Genomic DNA, 19,007 nt, shown 5'->3' with positions numbered 1-19,007 from the left:
CAGTTTATACTGAAGCTTTTTCTTTTTCTAATGTTTCTTTATTCTTAAAACCCTATATGCAACCAATATCGAGTCCCTTTCAATTGTCCTGTTTTAACAAATATGTTTTTTTCAAGCATGTCTTTTAAATCACGTGTCGCAGTAGAAGCTGAAGTTTTAGCTATTTTTGCATAATTATCAGCACTTAAACCACCATGAAATCCTTGATGTCCCGTATCAAAAATACGTGTAACAACTTTTAATTGTCGCTCATTCATCAGTGAAGTATTACGGTCAAAAAATTTTGCCTTTTCAATTAAAAAATCAATTAGCTTTAAGGTATCCTCTTGAACATCAAGTATCGTTTGACCAAAATAGAGTATCCAGTCGGTAATATCAGTACGTTTGTTATTGTTTTCCAAAGCATTATAATACATTTTTTTGTTAGCTTCAATAGTTTTTGACAAGGAAATCAAAGCAGGTTGTCCAATGCTTTGAGCAATGGATTTTTCAGCAATCGCTCTTGCAATACGTCCGTTTCCATCTTCAAAAGGATGAATACTCACAAAATACAAATGCGCAATACTTGCATTAATTAATGGCGAATACTTGTTCTCTCCTTTTGAATGTGTCTTATTAAACCAAGCTATAAAATTATTCATTTCATGCTTCATAGAATGTGATGGTGGTGCTTCAAAATGAATCGTCGGCTTATCTAATCTTCCAGAAACAACTTGCATAGGATCTTCATGTGTACGATAATTTCCTATGTCGGCTAAGTCTCTTCTTCCATTCGTAAGCATTTTGTGCCAGCCAAATAATTGTTCATGTGTAAGCCGAATATTATAATTTTTTTATAAATCAACCATCATTTCGGAAATGCCAAATTCGGCAGGCCCAATTTTCTTTTGATCTACTTTTAAACCAAGATTTTTTTTAATTGAAGACTGAATACTATTCCTATCTAAATATTCTCCCTCAATCTCAGAAGTTTTTAAAGCTTCGTTTGATAAAATCTCAATAATTAATTGCTCTTTTTCATTTGCGTTTACGTGTTTAAACGCTCCCAAAACGGTTCCCGAATTTTGAGAGAATTTCAATTCTAAGGATTTAAAGGCTTTTTCATCATACGTGAAATTAGGCCATTCTTTCTGTTGCCAGTTCCATATTTTAAATTCCATGAGCTATAATTATCGTTTTTATAGCTCAAATACAATCTATTTTTGAGCTATAAAATAAATTTTATTCCTCAAATAACTAAATATAGATTCTTTAATGTGAGCATATCCGATACTTCATCATAAAAGCAGTAGCATTCTCAATAGAATTTAAGAATTTTATACAAGTATTTCCTAAATAATTATATGTACATTTGAACAGAAATTTAATATAAATCAGAGTACACGATTTAATAGAAATAAGGAGTAAAAGTGTAATTTTTGGGATTTGTATCAAACTCATAACCAGAAGGTCACTGGTTCGAGTCCAGTTCCCGCTACTAACACTTCTTCACCTAAGCAATACACTAATTCTGATCCGACAAACCTAACGCATTGTACAAACTAGCCGTTGCCTTTAAAGATTTTATTCGAAGTGCATTTCGCTTCAGTGTTGCTTCAATTAATTTTTGTTCTCTAGAATTGATCAAAAACAAAGAACTTTCTCCTAATTTAAATTTGCGTTCTTCACCAGCAAGCATCTTTTCATAACCGGTCACAACTCCACTAATAAAATTATTTTGAATTTTTAGCGAATTCACCTCAGCGGTCGTTGCATCTATTTTATTCTGAATGACAAGGCTTGTTGATATACGTTCAAAATTTGCATCTTGCAATTTCAATTTTGCTAATTTCAAAGCACCGCGCTCTTTCCTTAAAAATAATGGCATACTAAAATTCACAAAAGTCTTGTAATTGGCTACCGTAAAATTTGAAAATTGATCAACATCAGGTGACAATAAATTGTACTGAAGATTTAATTTAGGCAACAGCTTGTTTCTTTTCAAAGACTGATCCACTTCTAAACCATCAATTTTGGCTGCTAAAGCTCTTAACTTTGGATGATTTTCAAGGAAACCGCTACTTTGAGTTATCCCCTCAAGAACCAAAGAAGACTCCAAAACAGTTTGGTTTGGTGTTTCAGGACACACATACTCTTGTATTTCTAAAGGTACATTTTTTAGCCATAAAAAATTACTCGCTTTTAATGCTGCTTTTCGCGTTTTTAACCTAGCAACTTCCAAATTTAGTTTTCTATTTTGATAGGTAATTTTAGCTTCTATGGAATCAATTGCAGATTTCTCACCAACTTCTACATTTCGCTTAACTGCATTAAATCGCATTTTTGCATTGCTCAAAAATTTAGTGTAAATAACAAATTCATTATGTGTTTCCAACCATTCAAAATAAGCTTTACTTGCTTCAAAAACCAAATCATTGACAAGTAACTCTTTAGCCGCTTGTGATTGTTCTATAAAAAACTTCGCCTTTTTTAAAGTAGCCATTCGTTCGTTAATTAACAAACCTTGCGCCAAAGCCAAAGAAATTCCTGCACTGTACAAACCGTCTTCAGGTACCGTTAAATTAGGATTTAAGTACTTTCCTGAATTCTGTTCAAAATTAGCCTTAAATTCTACACCATACCAAGTAGGAATTTTAAAAGCTGCATTTAATTGATTGAAATATTCCGTTTTCTTAAATTCCTTTCGTTGATAATCTACTTCAACCTTCGGATCAAAACCTCCTCGGGCTTTTAATAAATTTGCTTCCCCTATGCTCAATTGTAAATTTGCTTTTTTCAGCAATGGATGGTATTGTTTCACATAACCTAAATACTCTTCAAAAGTCAGTATTTCTTCTAAAGAAGAACCGCTTTGCGCAACTCCAATTTTGGCAAATAAAACTAAAAGGAAGACAAAACGATACATATAAATTTGTTTCATTTATTTTTTCGATTTATTGGTTTCTTTCCCTTCTGGCTGATAATAATTTGGTGGAAAACCATTTAACTGTCTCCATATTTCAAACCAAACAGGCACATCTTCAAGTAAAGAAATTGTATTGGCTCCAGAACCTACACGCATATTTTTCGGCCATGCTACCTGCTCGTCATCTGGAGCAATTAGCACTCTAAATTTTCCATTGGCACTAATAAACGTTTCTATCGCAACTATTTTTCCTGCATAAGTCCCAAAAGATGCATTTGGCCACCCACTAAAAAAGATAGCAGGCCAACCATCAAATTGAATTCGAACTTCTTCTCCCAAATGAATCAAAGGCAAATCGATAGGATTTACAAAGGTTTCTACCGCTAATTTGTAATTGGCAGGCATAATTCCTACTATTTTCTCTCCTTCTTTAAAAGTTTCACCAATCCCTCCTCTTATCGCTTTGTTGATGTATCCATCTTGTGGTGCCGTAATATAATACATGGCATTTCGCATTTGATAATTGGTCGCTTGGCTTTCCAATTTAGAGACTTGAGCCTCTGCTTCAAACTGCCCTGATTCTGCGGTATATCGATCACTTTGAGACTTCGCTATTTTATCGGCATAGGCCGCTGTAACACGGTTAATTTCTAGTTGGGCATTGATCACTTCATTTCTACTTACCAAAAGTTTATTTTCTTGAGAAACCAATTTAGCCTGAGTTTCACGGAGTTTCAATCTTTTTGCCTCTACATCGATCACCGCTTTTAAACCTTCTTTTTGCAAGGTTAGTGTCCTGTTGTACTGACGTTCTGCAATTTCAATATTTGTTTTAGCCGCTTGAAAATCGATGCTATCGCTTTTTACTTTTAAATAGGATTGTGCTAATTTATTTTTTGCTTGTGATAGCTTTAATGCACGCTCATTTTCCAAAGCACTTACTTGATTTTCTAAAGCCCCTATTTTATTTTGATAAGAAACTACGGATCTACTTTTTGCATCTCGTTGTTGCTCTGTTCGTTTTACCAACTGAGGATCTTGATATTCATTTTTTATTTCAGAAATAAATAATATTGTATCTCCTTTTTTTACAAAATCTCCCTCTTGCACAAACCAACGTTCAATACGCCCAGGAATTGGTGATTGTATGGTTTGTGGTCTTTGTCCCAATGCCAATGTCGTGACAAATCCCTTTCCTGAAACATTTTGCGTCCAAGGTAAAAATAAGAATACAAGCATCACAAAAGCAAACACCAATAGAAATCGATTAAATATTTTATAGTGCCTTGGTTTAAAAGCCTTGCTTGAAGCTACATACCCATCAAGTGTTACTTTTTTATTGAGTTGATTGTTTGATATATTAAGCATTCGTGTCTATTTTTATAGTTCCTTCTGATAAGATAATTGTTCTGGTACATTTTTCTTTCCAAAGCGGGTTACTAGAAGCCACTACAATTGTCCATGGTTGAGAATCTTCCGTTAAATAAGCGATAATTTCTTTTGCTTCTATAGGCTCAAAATATTCCAAAGGATCTTTTAACAGTAATAATTTCGGTTTGTTTATAATGGCACGTGCCAAAATAATTCTCTTAGAAATGGTATACGACATTTGTTTGCCTTGCGGATATAAAATTGTATGAATACCATTAGGCTGTTGTTTTACAAATGGCAATAAACCTATTCTTTTTAATATTTCATTCACGCGCTCCATTGAAATAGCAGGATCACCGAAAGTAATATTCTCTAAAATACTTCCTTCAAAAGGAAGCTGCTCTGGCAATACTTGACCAATCCGGCTTCTATATTTATTTGTCCAAACCCCTTTAATTGATGAATTGTTTACGTATAAACTACCCGCAGTAGGAATTAAAATCCCTGACAACAATTTTAACAAAGTCGTTTTTCCAGACCCCGAACTTCCATCTAACAATATTCTATCTGAATCTTTTATAGTTAAATTGATATCTTTTAACACTTCGATATTATCCGTAGTCGTAAATCCAATTTTTTCCAATTCAATAGAAAGCTTCTGCTCATTTTCAAAAGGATTGATTCCTTCTTGAACTTCCAAATCCTTATCCACTACCTGTCCTATTTTTTCTAAAGAAGTCAATAAGTCGTAAAATGTTTCCAAACCTTTGATTAATTTTTCTACAGAACTAATTACCAAAAGAATGATAATTTCGGCTGCTACAAACTGCCCTATATTCATTTGCTGATTCAAAACCAACAAACCTCCTATAATTAGCAAACCGGCGGTGACCAATATTTTAAATCCTATCATTTGAATAAATTGCAGCAATAATATTCTAAAGTGACTTTCTCTTGCTTCCAAATATTCAGTGGTCAATTTATCATTTCTTTTCATTGCCAAAGAAGTATTTCCTGACAACTTAAAACTGACAATTGATCTTGCCAATTCTTGAATCCAATGTGCAACTTTGTATTTTGCTTTCGACTCTTTTAAACTTGTTTCTAAGCCTTTTCTGGCTGTAAACTTAAAAACCACATAGATTAAAATCAATAGCAATACGCCATAAATAATAAAAAAGGAATGGTAGAAAGAAAGCAGGATAATTCCAAAAACAATTTGCAAAACAGCTGCAGGAAAATCAATTAAAACTTTAGACAAGCCTTTTTGAACGGTTAAAGTATCAAAAAAACGATTCGCCAATTCTGGTGGATAATAATTATCCAATTCACTTATTTTAATTTTCGGAAAGCGGTAGGCAAATTCAAAAGAAGATCGTGTAAAAATTTTCTGCTGAATATTCTCCAAAATTCGAATTTGCATTATTTGCAAACCTCCTTGAAATGCAACCCCTAAAGTAACAAGTGAAACAAGCACAATCCATGAGGAAGACAATTGCGCTCCTTGAATTAGATTTATAATTGCTTGTATTCCTAGCGGTAAGGACAGTGCTACGAGCCCTGCAAAAACGGCATAGTAAAAAATTTGTTTAATATCACGTTTATCAAGCTCTAACAAGCCCACAAATCGTTGCCAAGGTGACATAGGTTCTTTCATTTATTTTATAATATAGGTGTTTAAATACTTATAAATGTACTTTTTAAAACAAGTCGCTAAATTGCTGGAAAATTACTACTTTATTCATAAAAATTTTAGCTTCATATAATTAAATTATTTGTTCAAAAGGATTGGATGACAAAAAGGTAAATAGGCATACCTATGGTAATATTAAAAGGGAAGGTTATTGCCAAAGCCATGGGAATATACAAACCTGGATTTGCCTTTGGAGCCGCCAATCGCATTGCTGCCGGAACAGCTATATAAGAAGCACTTGCTGCTAAAATAGTTAGCAATAATCGATTCCCTAATTCTTCCATAAAAAAACCGCTAAGGATAGCGACTACACAGCCATTGATCAAGGGAATTAGAATAGCAAACGAAAGTGCAAACCATCCCTTTTTAATCAGTAAAGAAATTTTTTGTCCACTTGTTATTCCCATATCCAATAGGAATACCGCTAAAAATCCTTTAAAAATATCGGTCGTAAATGGTTTTATCCCCTCTGCTTGTGCATCATTGGCCAAATAGCCTACCACTAAACTTCCCATAATTAATAACACACTTCCATTTGTTAAAGAATGTTTAGTTATGCTAGCTAAAGAAGGTTTATTTGCTTTGTCTTTGTTATAAATAGACATCAATAAAACCCCTACTATTATTGAAGGAGCCTCCATTAAAGCCATTACCGCCACCATATGTCCGCCAAATGGAATATTTTGCATTTCTAAAAAAGAAATGGTTGTTACAAATGTTACTGCACTTACAGATCCATACGCAGAGGCAATTGCTCCTGCATTAGAAACTGTAAATTTTAATCTCAGAATATAGTAGCAATAAATTGGTACAACTATGGCTAATACCACTCCAAAAATAATAGAAGCAATTATTTCTTTGTCTATCACACTATGCGACAGTTCTTGCCCTCCTTTAAAACCAATAGACAATAACAAATACAACGAAATAAATTTAGACGAATTCTCTGGTATTTTCAAATCACTTTTTAGTCGAACCGCGATGAGCCCAAGAAAAAAGAAAAGTAACGCTGGGTTTGTTAAATTATCTAACAAATAATGTAAATCCATAAATGATTTTAGTTTTTTAAGGTAAAAAAAATTGAAGTAAAAGGATACTGTTAGTCTTCTATAGAAATTTCTATGCGACTGTTAATTTTTAATTTACGCCCCTCAACTCGAACATTTTTAAAAAACTCTTTGGCTATTTGTTGCTCATGTAACAGTGCTTTAATACGCCCATTGTCTTGTTCACATTTGTCATTGAAATCGCCAATGGTACGTGAAAAAACTTTCAATTTATGGAAATTAATTTTAACATTTAAAATGTTATTAATAATGTCGGAAGCCTCACTAGCTGTAAAAATTCCTTCAATTAAATTAATAGATTGTTCTGTTTTTACTTCTTTTGTCATTGTTTCTGTTTTCATTGAATATGTTTTTAAATTTCTACAAAGATGCAGCGAAACAGTTATATATTTTTATTTATATTTGTTATACAACACATAAAAATATTTTATGAACTATACCTTACATCAATTAGAAATCTTCAATAAAATAGTGGAACTAAAAAGTGTAACAAGAACTGCTGAGGAGCTATTTTTAACACAGCCAGCCGTTTCAATACAGCTAAAAAACTTTCAAGATCAGTTTAATATACCTCTATTTGAAGTAGTTGGTCGTAAATTATTTATCACAGAATTTGGTGAAGAAATTGCAGCAATAGCAAGGAATATTTTGACTGAAATTCAAACAATTAATTACAAAGCTTTGACCTACCAGGGTAAAATTGCTGGAAAATTAAAATTAGCCATCGTTTCTACAGCAAAATATGCCATGCCTTATTTACTTTCTGATTTTATTCATAAACATGAAGGGGTTGACTTAATTATGGATGTAACCAACAAAGCAGCAGTTATAAAAAGTCTTGAAAACAATGAAGTCGATTTTGCCATGGTATCAACCATTCCTAAAAAACTAAACATTGAACGTATTGAGTTAATGAAAAATAAATTATTTCTTGTCGGTGGTCGAGGTTATATAAAAACTAAAAACAGTATTACTAAAAAGGAATTTGAAAAACAACCTTTGGTTTTTCGAGAAAATGGATCGGCAACCCGATTGGAAATGGAGAAATACATCACCAAAAATAAATTAGTCATTTCAAAAAAAATGGAACTCACCTCTAATGAAGCCATTAAACAAGCCCTTGTTGCTGGCTTAGGTGTTTCCATTATGCCTCTAATCGGACTGAAAGACTCTTTAAGTACTTTTGAATTGCAAATTATTCATGCCAAAGGACTGCCTATTGAAACTACTTGGAACCTTATTTGGTTGAAATCTAAAAACCTTTCTTCTGTTGCCAAAGAATTTGTAAACCATATTCAAACAAATAAAGACGCTATTATTAAAGAACACTTTGGATGGTTTGAAAATTACTAAACCTACAAACAACTCCTATAATTATTTTATACAGTTTTTAATTTCATGAATGAAATACTTCAGGTCTACAATAGCACTCAATATTCCAAGTACTATCGAAATCTGTATCTAGGAATATCTTTAAGAAATTGTAATAGGACTGAAAATGATACTACAAAAAAACTACATCTCTTTATAATAATTCAACTTAAATTCTTTAGGAGAAATTTGATGCTTCTTTTTAAAAGCTCTATTAAAATTGGAAAAAACACAAACTAAATTAAATTTAAAAGTGATGGATTTTAATGGTAAGACAATAAAGTCTTTTCATAAAGAAATTACAATAACAAGCAATACGAGTGCCATTAATCAGAATATTGACTATTTGAATTTCATAAAAAAGAAAAAATTAAAAAAAGTATTTATAGTAGCGGAACTCTCTGATTTACAAAACAACATTTTTGATGAAAGTTTGTTTTTCTTTGAAGCTCCAAAAAATTTAAAGTTAAAAAAACCAAAAATCACTATCAAAATTAGCAAAGGATTGAACGATCATTTCAATATTGAAGTATCCTCAAAAACTTTAGCTAAAAACATTCGATTGCAAACAGTTATTGAAGGACATTTTTCTACCAATTATTTTGATCTAGTTCCTTTAAAAAAGAAAATTATTTATTTCAAACCTACACAAAAAACAAGTGTTGAGAATTTAAAAAAATCAATAAAGCTAACATCTCTATACAACACCTATAACAACTAATTATGAAGCCATATCCTATTAAATTCACCCCTATTTTAAAAGAACGCATTTGGGGAGGAGAGAAATTAATTAAAAACTTTAAAAAAGACTCCATCAAAACGAACATTGGTGAAAGCTGGGAAATATCTGATGTAAAAGGAGACGTTTCTATCGTAGCCAATGGACATTTGAAAGGAGCAACTTTGAAAGAGTTAATTGAAAAATACAAAGGTGTATTTGTAGGAAACAAAGTTTATGAAAAATATGGAGAGAACTTTCCCATATTAATAAAGTTTATTGATGCCAAAACACCCTTATCTATACAAGTGCATCCACGTAATGAATTGGCTAAAGAAAGACACAATACCTTTGGTAAAAATGAAATGTGGTATGTTATGGATGTTGAAAACGATGGAGAACTTATTGTTGGTTTTAACAAGAAAACAGACAAAACTCAATATGTACAAGCTTTAGATTCGGGGAATATATTAGACATTTTAAACGTCGAAAAGGTAAAAAAAGGAGATACATTTTACATTCCCACAGGTAGGGTTCATGCCATAGGAGCTGGTACTGTAATTGCCGAAATTCAGCAAACATCAGATATTACCTATAGAATTTTCGATTACAATCGTATTGAAAAAAGCACCGGCAAAGAAAGAGAACTTCATACAGATTTGGCACTGGACGCTATTGATTACAACTTTTATAACTCTTACAAAACGCCATATGAAACTACAGAAAATAGCTCCGTAAAATTAGTTCATTCCCCATATTTTAAAACCAACATACTTGAACTTACCCAAGAAATCAAAATTGATTACAGTAGCTTAGACTCCTTCGTTATTTATATGTGTGTTGAAGGGAGTTTTACCATAGAACACAATCAACTTTTTACCAATGTAAACCAAGGAGAAACAATTTTCCTCCCAGCTGCTATTGAAGCAATTACATTACAATCTAAAAACTCAAAAATTTTAGAAGTGTCATTATAAAATCTCATTGAAATACTTATCGAATTAATTTCTCACAATTTTCAAAACAAAGGCAAAATCGCAAGGTTTTGCTTTTGGAAATTGGACTTCCAAACCTTTTTCAGTTTGCTTCCATTTTAAATTTTCTTCCGAACCTAATAAAGAAACCGATTTCAAATCTCCAGGATGTAATTTTCCGTTTTTACCAAGCGTTCTAATAACCACACTTTCTCCTGGCCACTCCATACAAATAGCATACAAGTTTTTTCCATTTTGCGTAAAACGTATGTCTTCGGCTGTATATTTAGGAATGAAATCTCCATGATTTTTTCCTTGTCCGTGATGCCCTGGGCTAGTTACCTCTGTAGGACCTTCACCAAAGAAAACCCAAGGAATGGTATTGTAAATTGCTTCACCATTCAGTTTCAGCCAATTCCCCATTGCATGCAATTCTTTTTTGGTTTCTTCAGGAAAAGTTCCATCCGCTAATGGAGGAACATTTAACAACATTCGTCCATTTTTGCTAGTCATATCTATCAGCATGTCTACCAAAGTTCCAGCCGACTTCACTTTGTTAACAGGATTATAAAACCAGGTTGTCTTCCATTCAAAATGGCGCTGCATATTTACATCCGACATCCAAGGATCGTACTGTAAACCAATTAAATTCCCATCTTCAATATCTCGCATTCCAATACCTGTAGGAATATCATGCGTTTTGTAAATAACCTCAACTGCTTTGTTGGCATCAACAGCTTTGTTAAAATAATAGCTCAATAATTTTTGCTGATACCCTTCTGGCACCGTATTTAAATCATTTGGTTTTCCGGGTAAAAGTCGGCCTTTGTGTGCATACTTTTTTAAATCTGTTAGTACAGTGCCTCCAAAACCAACATCAAACCAAATCATGTCGGGTTCGTAGGTATCTATTGCCTCCGTAATACGATCATACCAAGCATCAAATATCACTGTGGCAATACGCCCCTTATTTTGAGTAGCGTAGGCTGAGTTGTCCTGATAAGGATCTAAGTAGGTACTATCTTTCCACGACAATCGTCCCCACATTCTTTCCCAAAAATTCCCCGTATGAAAAGAAGATATTACGGGCATATTTCTTTTACGAAGTTCCTTTACCAAGCTTCCATAAATATTTACTTTTGGTCCATGATTTACGGAATTCCAATCGGTTAACTTACTATCCCAATTTAACAACCCACTTCCATGCCATGCCACGGGTCCACCGAACTGTGCACCTGCATCTTGAAAAAGATCGACCCAAGCTTTGGCGTCAAATTTTTCTCCTTTCCATTTTTCAATGGCAGCTAACCTTGTAATACCTTCATTTCCTGGCAAACGTTCAATAGTTTGTGGCCCCCAATGACAATAAATTCCAAATTTCATTCCATCTAACCATTCAGGCGTTTGATGTTTTCTTAAGGAAGACCAATCTGCTTGGTATGTATTTTTCACCTTTACTTTTGAAGTTTTTTCGCAAGAAAGTAGTAAGACAATTGTTCCGAAAATAAATAAAACATTCTTGTTCATGGCTTATAAAGATTTAGGTTTGTTTGGTGTTCAAAAGTAACCAAGTCTCGTACTTTTTCATTGAAATACACCTACATAAAAACTACATATAAAAAATTAGAAGCCTCCATTTAAACTATATTTACTATGTTTATCCTTATTTCTGCTCAATTGTAAAAAAAATCCAAATGCGGTCGCACAAAATATTCCTAATTTATTTGCCCATAGCAATTCTGCTTTTATTCGTTTATCCAGTATATGCAAATAGTGTTCAACAAAAAATAGATTCAACAATTCAACCTGAAAAATTTATTGAGTACGGTTACACACTTTCTAAAAAAAATCAGCAAGCTGCATTTCTGTATTTTAGAAAAGGAGCAGTTTACTACAAACAACAAAAAAACACCTCAGCTTATTTAGAATGTATGCTCGGTATTTCAGAATTGGAAAAACGAAGTGGAAAATTCAACAATGCTTTTGAAACTTTATGGAGCATTCTTCCCCTTGCAAAAAACGATACAGAAAAAAGTTCTTTTAGTAAAATTCACAGAAAACTTGGTATCTTATATGGAATTTATGGAAAAGACAGCCTTTCCTTAGTGCACCTTAACAAAGGATTAAATACTATTAGAACTACCGGAGAAGCTAATGAATTATCAGGTGCTTATTTTTCTATTGCAGAACAGTATATAAATATGAACGAGTTGAACAATGCCTTAACGTATTTAGATTCCTGCTATATCAGTCAGCCCACAAAAAAAAGACTCATCTATACAGATGCGTATTATGCGCATATTTATACAAAAAAAGGAAATTTACCGAAAGCCAAAGCCTATTTAAAAAACCTTGTCACAGAATTTGAAAAGAACAGACAAGCTTTTTTAGCCATGGTGTATTCCTTTCAAGCCGATTATTACCTCCAACTAAAACAACGAGATGCTGCCATCTATTTCTATAAAAAAGCCATAGAAACCATTGATACCATGAAGGTACACATCGAAATAAAACCCAGAATTTTAGAAGAATTGGCCAACTTGCATTTTATCAATCATAAAAAAGAAGAGGCCTATGCTTATATGAAGGCCGCAAAAGCAATTTCAGACACGCTTTTTCATACGCAAAGCAAACATAACAAAGCACTATTCGAAATTAAGAACAACTACCAAGAGGCTTTGAATAAAAAGGAAGCACAGATAATTGCTCAAAATAAATTATTGAGTCTAAAAGACAAAGCAGAATTTCGATTGAAATTGCTCATCTTTATTTTAATTGTATTGACTGCAGTTGCCTTTTTCACTTTTAGACAACGTTCTAAAATAAAAAACATGCTGTACCAAAGGGAGAAAAAAGATGCGATTTTACATACTCGGAACAAAGAACTAACGGCCAATGCCCTGCAAATAATTGAAAAAGAAAATGCCGTAAAAGAATTATTAGATACGATTAAAGAACATGTACCAGATCAGTTCAAACCTTTAAATAGCAAATACAGAAAAACGAATGAAAAAATTTGGGATGATTTTCATCTTCGATTTACGAAAACCAATAATAAATTTTACGAAAAACTTTTAAAATTGCACCCTACACTTACCCCTACCGACTTAAAACATTGCGCTTTGATTCGATTAAAATTTGACAGCAAGGAAATGTCTAAGATTTTAGGGATATCCTTACATAGCGTTCATATGGCTAGATCTCGAGTTCGTAAAAAACTAAATTTATCTAGAGAAGAAAGCTTGAGTAATTATATTGCCGTTTTGTAACCATTGAGGCTTGCCTAAACCGAACCGATAAAAAGCGAATCTTCTAGCCCCATACAAAAAGCTAAATTCAAAACGGACTTACTTATTAATTCATTGCATAAAGAATGGACTTTATACAAACTAAAGCACAAAAAAATCCTCAAGTTTTACTTGAGGATTTTTAGCAACTTACCTATTCGTTTTTTAATCCGTTTGAAAAGACCAAATTGTACTCATTGCCTCTCCTCCATGGCTATCTTTTGCCACCACTTTCCAGTAATAAGTCGTACCACCGTTTAAGTCAACATTTTTTAAACTTACATCAATATTCTCAGCAATTTTCTCCTATGGCGGGTTAGCGGTATCTAAAAACACGTCATAGCTTAAAGCATCCATATCAACATCGCTTGCTCTCCATATTAAAGTAGCAGTATCCTTAGAAATAACTGCCCCCAATTCCGGACCTACTAATTCTGGTGAAAATGGTAAATGATTTACACTTCCTATCCCTTCTGTATAAAATTTATTCACATTTGAAAATGGTCCTTTTAAGTTTTTTGAATCCTCGGCTTGAACCCTCCAATAAAACCTTTTGTTATTTTCTAATGTAATTGTTGTTTGCAATTCCGATACTTTATATATATCTGTATTTGTAAAACTCTCGTTTTCTGACACTTCTAAAATATACTTTATATTATCTCCATCAGGGTCTGTAGCAGCACCCCATTCAAAATTTATATCACTATTAATACATAACAGATTATCCGTTGGATAAATCAGTGTATTGACTTGAGCAGGAGCTAAATTAACTTCATCAATAGGACTATCTCCACCTCCACATGACCAAATAACCAAAAGCATCAAACTTAAATAATTAGCTAATTTCATGATCTTTAGTTTTTAATTAATTTAACAATTACTGGTTTTTCCAATAACAATTTTGCAAAATAAACTCCCTTTGGTAAATCTTCAATATTCAATTTTATTTTTCCAGCTTCTACTAGGTAATTTTTAGAAGACATGAGCCGAGACCGTATATCATAAATACCAACTAAAATCTGATTATGATTTGTAGGAATGTTAATTTCCGTCTTTCCCGAACTTGGATTAGGATATGCTTTGATAGCTCCAAATAAATTGATACTCTTCTCCATCAAGCCTTCACATATATTACTTGACTTTATTTTAACTTGATCTCCATCTTCCACATTAACTGAAAATGTTTTTGAATAGGTTTCTAGGATAACTTCATCATTAAGTACAACTTTAAAAGGAGCCGTTCCTTTTTCCATTTCAACTTCTAATTTTTCAGATTTCAACCTAGATTTCCCTGCAATATCTTGTGCTTCTTTAATTTCTAAATTGTAACATTTTTCTAAAGTAGAACTTCCTGTATTTATACACAATCCATAATTTCCAGGAGCTATATTTTCAATTAAAATTTCTTTTGAAAAATTTTTAGTGATACCATTAAAAACGACTTTGTAATCCTGCTCAAAATCAGCTGTTATTTCAATTATCCCATTCTCCTGACCTACGCAAGTTTCGCTAGTAGTACTTATCGTAAACTTATTGTCTGCAATGGTTTTTTCTTTTACTGAAAGCAAATAAACCGTTTCTGGAGCCATTGTAAAATTGGCATCTAATTTTTCTCCTGTTAAAAGGTTAGTACAACTAATAGAATTAGAAACATTACGCAATCCTAAGACTAAATTTGCTTCGGTTTTCCCTATGTTAACAATCGAAATAATATTTTCTCCTTCCGCATTTGTATAAGCTTTCCAAACACAGCCTTTTAAGTTTAAAGCATTGGTTTCATTTAGTGTGACATTGGAAAAACTTCCTTTTGTATTTGTAAAACTCAAGGCTTTCGATGAAATATCTGCTAAAGATGAAGAAGCAATAATTGCACCTCCTTTATTTGTATTTAGGGCAATAGTATGTGCTTTCCCATACTCATCTTTTTTAAGACTAAGCGCATCTAGTATTACAGTTCCACCATTATCTAAATAAGATTGTAAAGCAGCTAACTCATTACTTGTAACATATTCTGTATTGAATACGGCAACAACATCCCAAAGCGAGTTATTTTGATTGTTTATAATTTTTTCAGTAGCAAAACCAATAGGCACCCCTTCAAAATAAAGCGCTTCATACAATTGAAATAGATCATCCATATGTTTGCCTTTATTAATAGCCGAAGTTTCAGAATAAAAAATTCTTATGGGTTGTCTCAAATGTTGTAAAGCATCTATATGTTCAGAATGAGAATTTAAATCCATCATGGTTGATGCAATCTCATTAACAACTCTTGGCTGATTTATTGCAGAACCTGCTAATTCTTCTTTACTACCGTCTGATTTTAGACTTCCATCGTTTAGCCTAGGCCAAAACCAAGACTGAACAGAATTCATACCTTGTAAAGTAGCTAACCAATATGCCGACCTCACATAATTTGGATCCAAAAATAAATCGGTAAAAGCAACTGATTGTAAAAAATGTCCTTCGGAATTATAGTTTACCTTATCTGGTGAAACAGATCGAAAAAAATCATACGTCATAGCCATGTCTCTCCAAAAAAAGTGATACCTACTTTCCCAACTTTGTTTTCCACCCCATCTCCATGAGTTTTTTGTACCCGCGTCGTTTCCAATATTGGCCGTTAAATTTGTTAAGGCTTCAAAATCTAAACCATGATACCTTACATTTCCTCCCCAATGACCAGGGATTAGTTTGATATGTGTTTTTGCATCAGGGTCATGTTTTTTAACTTCTTTATCTATAAAACCAAACCAATTTGTTACTCGATCTTGATTAAACTTCATTACATCATACCACATAGCGCCCCCTTGTTGACTAGCAGGAATAGGCGTTGTAACAGAAACATCATCAAAACTAGCATAACTCTTCGACCATTTTGCATTTAGATTCGCAATGTTATCATGTTTGTTTTTCAACCAAACCTTTAGGCTATCAATGGCATTATCAGACAAGTCAACAACAGCCCAACTACCAGATAAGTTCCAATGAGGTTCGTTGGTTAACATATAACCTTGTTTTGTGTAATTTTTTCCTTTAGTTTTGGGTACAATTCCGGCCAATAATTTTTCCATAATTTCTGTAGCCCCAGGATTACTGATATCATATTTTGTATAATATGCTTCACCATTTCTAATTTTTGGATATTTTATTTCTAGCCAATTTGGAATATTACTTTGTCCTATAAATGTGGTACCAAAATTTCCGGTAGGTTTGCTATTTAAACTATTATTAACCCAAGGAGTAATTTCACCATTTTCGTTTTTTACCATATTCGGCGAAAAATAAAAACTACCATAGTCTCCGAAAAATTCCGAAACATCATGTTCTCCCGCCATTTCTGGCTGCCAAGTATAGTCGGCCAAAAACACAGGACGGCCATTATAAACAAGTTTATTTTTATCGTATGAAATTTTAGACCAATCGATAACGGGAACCGGTTTCCGAGTAATTTCTCCGTTTATTAGAGACTTTAATGTAGAAATAGCCTCATTTAATACGGTAATAACTTCACTCCTTTCATAGGTAGCAAGAAATTTTGCAAGGTTTTCAGGTGTGGTTTCGTGAAATTCATGTACTCCATCAAATAATTCAGTGTATAAGACTTCATTTTGCTCATCCCAATTGGCATAAACCAAAAATACATCAGCAAGTTTAACCGACATTTTTTCTTTGTTGGTATCAATTCCTAATGCTTCTGCTTCCTTGATAAGCTCTAGTAATTCATTCTTTTTTTCATTTGCCTGTGCTTCTGTTCCGCTAAAATCTTCAATATTTATTTTTGGAACTCTTACTTGTGCACGCCCTACTTCACTAAAAACAAAAAGAGTGCAGATATAAAAAAGGTACGAAATTTTAATTTTCATCATAAATGTTGATTTAATTAAAAAACAACCCTCAGTGTTGAAAAAACAAGAGGGTTATTCTTTTTATTAAATTAGAAACTAAACCTTTTCTTAGGGTCTTAGTTCTAAAGGTATTATTTGTATGTCATCCATATAAAAAGTCTGCTCCCCCGTAACTCCTGGATTATCACTTTTTCTAATTTGAAAATCCAATTTATCTAATGGAGCGGTTGTAACAATGTCATTTTCTAATGTGATCCAATCGTCATTGGAAGCACTAAAATCCCAGAAAGAGACTTTCCATGAAGGATTTGTTAACGTACGAATAGTGCTGACCGTAGCCCCTGCTTTTCTATAAAACTTAATAGAAATTCGATAAGCACCTGGAGTAGGCACTAACGCCTTTAAATCGGCACCTGGTCCCCAAAAATTAGAGGTACCTGGCGCACTTGCATAATCGGCCACATTGTACTTTACAACTCTAAGGCCATCAGCAGCTGTAACCTCATCTGTAGTTCCCAAAAATGAAGGTAAATGCTGGCACCAAAAACCTGAAGTATTTCCTCCATCTCCGCTACTTTCTACCTCAAAACTAAATCGTGAATCTGAAGCAAATAAACTTGTATCAAAATGAGTAACAACCTTCTTATTACTAAAATCAGCTAATAACCTTTCATCTGTAGATTGAATAGTTCCACCTGCATAAGACACCGTAATTTCATCAGTATTATAGATAGGTTCAGAAAGTTTAAGTTCTAATATTGTTCCATCATTAATATTTACTCCAACAGCCTCTACTGCAATATCTTGATTAAACCCAGATTTTGAATTACTCACGTTCACTGTAAAGTTTCCATTTTGTCCGAATAAAGACCCAGAATCTACAGTACCCGCCACTTGAAAAGAAAGAATTTCTGATTGATTTTCAGTAATATCACTTAAAATTTCAAAGGGTGCCGAAGAAGAAACAACTCTAACTTTTAATGGAATCACTTTTGAGTTTTTCTGTGTTGGCAATGGATCTACTCGAGCAGAAGTTAATTTACCAACATTAAACGTTGTTCCAAATTGAAGAAACGCTACTTCTGCAATAGAATCATTAGACATTGATGGAGTACCTGCAATTTCCCAAATTCTATCATTAGGATTTCCGATTGTTGTTAAATCTATAAAAGTTAATGTTTTATTTACTTCAACATCAATTATTGGCCATGAATCAGCATCTTCATTCTTTGGTTCATCAGAAGCAGCAATCGTCATTATTTCAACTCCATCTTGAAGAACTTTAAATGAAGGCATAATTTCTTTTGCAACAACATCAACTTCAAAACAACGTTCAAACACCCACACATCACCTTCTTGTACTGCAGAAATAGGCCCATCAGCACTTTGAAACGTAACGGGTTCACTAAAGGTGTTTTTTAAGCAAACCTTATTAACACCTTCGTTCATAAATAAAACATGTACCGTTTTATCAGTAGTACTTAATCCTAGTTTTGGATTCACAAAAAGTGGAAGTGAATCCTTTGTTGTAAAACCAGTCTTTAAAAATTTATTTCCTTCTTCAATTCTCCATTCATGACTTAGAGCTCCCTGTGAAACATCCATAAAAGAAATATGATCACCTGTTGCTTTATTGAATGGAGAGCCTGGGTGAATACTTGTGTACCAAGAAATATCCGACAACGAATCTGGCGCCACATAATCATCATTGTTTTGACAGCTCACTAGTGCGAGTAAAGCAAAACATATATTTAGAATTTTAAAATTTTTCAT

Annotated in this window: 15 protein-coding genes; 4 read left to right on the top strand and 11 right to left on the bottom strand. The window is 33.0% G+C overall.

From position 1 onward, the window contains the following. Positions 1-44: 44 nt before the first annotated feature. From FGM02_RS11915 to FGM02_RS11890, 7 genes are all read right to left on the bottom strand, one after another. A complete protein-coding gene (locus FGM02_RS11915; RefSeq protein ID WP_262711117.1) occupies positions 45-821 on the bottom strand; it encodes a Fic family protein in 777 nt (258 codons plus the stop codon). A 12-nt stretch (positions 822-833) separates the two neighbouring features. After that, the gene (locus FGM02_RS18210; RefSeq protein WP_208021510.1) at positions 834-1,160 is read right to left on the bottom strand and encodes a DUF4172 domain-containing protein; all 327 of its coding nucleotides are present in this window, start codon (positions 1,158-1,160) and stop codon (positions 834-836) included. A 344-nt stretch (positions 1,161-1,504) separates the two neighbouring features. Then, positions 1,505-2,920, bottom strand: coding sequence for a TolC family protein (locus tag FGM02_RS11910; RefSeq protein WP_243739395.1), 1,416 nt, complete (start codon positions 2,918-2,920; stop codon positions 1,505-1,507). After that, on the bottom strand, positions 2,921-4,273 hold the full coding sequence (locus FGM02_RS11905; RefSeq protein ID WP_139958603.1) for an HlyD family secretion protein: 1,353 nt from the start codon (positions 4,271-4,273) through the stop codon (positions 2,921-2,923). Next, positions 4,266-5,933 (bottom strand): peptidase domain-containing ABC transporter, encoded by a 1,668-nt coding sequence (locus tag FGM02_RS11900; RefSeq protein WP_139958602.1) that lies wholly within the window; start codon positions 5,931-5,933, stop codon positions 4,266-4,268. Before FGM02_RS11900 ends, FGM02_RS11905 begins: the two co-directional genes overlap by 8 nt. 122 nt (positions 5,934-6,055) lie before the next feature. Continuing rightward, positions 6,056-7,018: a sodium-dependent bicarbonate transport family permease gene (locus FGM02_RS11895; protein WP_139958601.1), complete on the bottom strand. Its 963-nt coding sequence runs from the start codon at positions 7,016-7,018 to the stop codon at positions 6,056-6,058. A 50-nt stretch (positions 7,019-7,068) separates the two neighbouring features. Beyond that, positions 7,069-7,377 (bottom strand): hypothetical protein, encoded by a 309-nt coding sequence (locus tag FGM02_RS11890; protein ID WP_139958600.1) that lies wholly within the window; start codon positions 7,375-7,377, stop codon positions 7,069-7,071. An 88-nt stretch (positions 7,378-7,465) separates the two neighbouring features. Between FGM02_RS11890 and FGM02_RS11885 the strand changes: the two genes are divergently transcribed. From FGM02_RS11885 to FGM02_RS11875, 3 genes are all read left to right on the top strand, one after another. Beyond that, positions 7,466-8,389: a LysR family transcriptional regulator gene (locus FGM02_RS11885; RefSeq protein WP_139958599.1), complete on the top strand. Its 924-nt coding sequence runs from the start codon at positions 7,466-7,468 to the stop codon at positions 8,387-8,389. Positions 8,390-8,627: 238 nt separating this feature from the next. Beyond that, positions 8,628-9,128 carry a glycoside hydrolase family 2 protein gene (locus FGM02_RS11880; protein WP_139958598.1) on the top strand — a complete coding sequence of 167 codons (501 nt, stop codon included), beginning with the start codon at positions 8,628-8,630 and terminating at the stop codon, positions 9,126-9,128. Positions 9,129-9,130: 2 nt separating this feature from the next. After that, positions 9,131-10,102, top strand: a complete 972-nt coding sequence (locus FGM02_RS11875) for a type I phosphomannose isomerase catalytic subunit (RefSeq protein WP_139958597.1) — start codon at positions 9,131-9,133, stop codon at positions 10,100-10,102. Positions 10,103-10,126: 24 nt separating this feature from the next. Here the strand turns inward: FGM02_RS11875 and FGM02_RS11870 are convergent, their stop codons facing one another. Further along, complete coding sequence (locus FGM02_RS11870; RefSeq protein ID WP_139958596.1) at positions 10,127-11,626, bottom strand: alpha-L-fucosidase; 1,500 nt, start codon at positions 11,624-11,626, stop codon at positions 10,127-10,129. Positions 11,627-11,793: 167 nt separating this feature from the next. Between FGM02_RS11870 and FGM02_RS11865 the strand changes: the two genes are divergently transcribed. Further along, positions 11,794-13,368, top strand: a complete 1,575-nt coding sequence (locus FGM02_RS11865; protein ID WP_139958595.1) for a tetratricopeptide repeat protein — start codon at positions 11,794-11,796, stop codon at positions 13,366-13,368. 324 nt (positions 13,369-13,692) lie between these two features. Here the strand turns inward: FGM02_RS11865 and FGM02_RS11860 are convergent, their stop codons facing one another. The 3 genes from FGM02_RS11860 to FGM02_RS11850 all read right to left on the bottom strand — a co-directional run bounded on the left by FGM02_RS11860 (position 13,693) and on the right by FGM02_RS11850 (position 19,007). Then, positions 13,693-14,235, bottom strand: a complete 543-nt coding sequence (locus FGM02_RS11860; protein ID WP_139958594.1) for a hypothetical protein — start codon at positions 14,233-14,235, stop codon at positions 13,693-13,695. A 5-nt stretch (positions 14,236-14,240) separates the two neighbouring features. Continuing rightward, positions 14,241-17,255, bottom strand: coding sequence for a T9SS type A sorting domain-containing protein (locus tag FGM02_RS11855; protein WP_139958593.1), 3,015 nt, complete (start codon positions 17,253-17,255; stop codon positions 14,241-14,243). A gap of 87 nt (positions 17,256-17,342) precedes the next feature. Beyond that, complete coding sequence (locus FGM02_RS11850; protein ID WP_139958592.1) at positions 17,343-19,007, bottom strand: SwmB domain-containing protein; 1,665 nt, start codon at positions 19,005-19,007, stop codon at positions 17,343-17,345.

Source organism: Flavicella sediminum, assembly GCF_006381105.1.
In the GTDB taxonomy this organism is placed as follows: Bacteria; Bacteroidota; Bacteroidia; order Flavobacteriales; family Flavobacteriaceae; genus Flavicella; species Flavicella sediminum.
Note: the sequence above shows the minus strand (reverse complement) of the source record. Positions and strands in the feature narration are given on the sequence as shown.

Bases quoted from the DNA above. Each gene is read 5' to 3' on its own strand.
- FGM02_RS11870 (WP_139958596.1), bottom strand. From the start codon at position 11,626: ATGAACAAGAATGTTTTATTTATTTTCGGAACAATTGTCTTACTACTT.
- FGM02_RS11900 (WP_139958602.1), bottom strand. From the start codon at position 5,933: ATGAAAGAACCTATGTCACCTTGGCAACGATTTGTGGGCTTGTTAGAG.
- FGM02_RS11860 (WP_139958594.1), bottom strand. From the start codon at position 14,235: ATGAAATTAGCTAATTATTTAAGTTTGATGCTTTTGGTTATTTGGTCA.
- FGM02_RS11910 (WP_243739395.1), bottom strand. From the start codon at position 2,920: ATGAAACAAATTTATATGTATCGTTTTGTCTTCCTTTTAGTTTTATTT.
- FGM02_RS11905 (WP_139958603.1), bottom strand. From the start codon at position 4,273: ATGCTTAATATATCAAACAATCAACTCAATAAAAAAGTAACACTTGAT.
- FGM02_RS11850 (WP_139958592.1), bottom strand. From the start codon at position 19,007: ATGAAAAATTTTAAAATTCTAAATATATGTTTTGCTTTACTCGCACTA.
- FGM02_RS18210 (WP_208021510.1), bottom strand. From the start codon at position 1,160: ATGGAATTTAAAATATGGAACTGGCAACAGAAAGAATGGCCTAATTTC.
- FGM02_RS11855 (WP_139958593.1), bottom strand. From the start codon at position 17,255: ATGATGAAAATTAAAATTTCGTACCTTTTTTATATCTGCACTCTTTTT.
- FGM02_RS11865 (WP_139958595.1), top strand. From the start codon at position 11,794: ATGCGGTCGCACAAAATATTCCTAATTTATTTGCCCATAGCAATTCTG.
- FGM02_RS11895 (WP_139958601.1), bottom strand. From the start codon at position 7,018: ATGGATTTACATTATTTGTTAGATAATTTAACAAACCCAGCGTTACTT.
- FGM02_RS11885 (WP_139958599.1), top strand. From the start codon at position 7,466: ATGAACTATACCTTACATCAATTAGAAATCTTCAATAAAATAGTGGAA.
- FGM02_RS11890 (WP_139958600.1), bottom strand. From the start codon at position 7,377: ATGAAAACAGAAACAATGACAAAAGAAGTAAAAACAGAACAATCTATT.
- FGM02_RS11875 (WP_139958597.1), top strand. From the start codon at position 9,131: ATGAAGCCATATCCTATTAAATTCACCCCTATTTTAAAAGAACGCATT.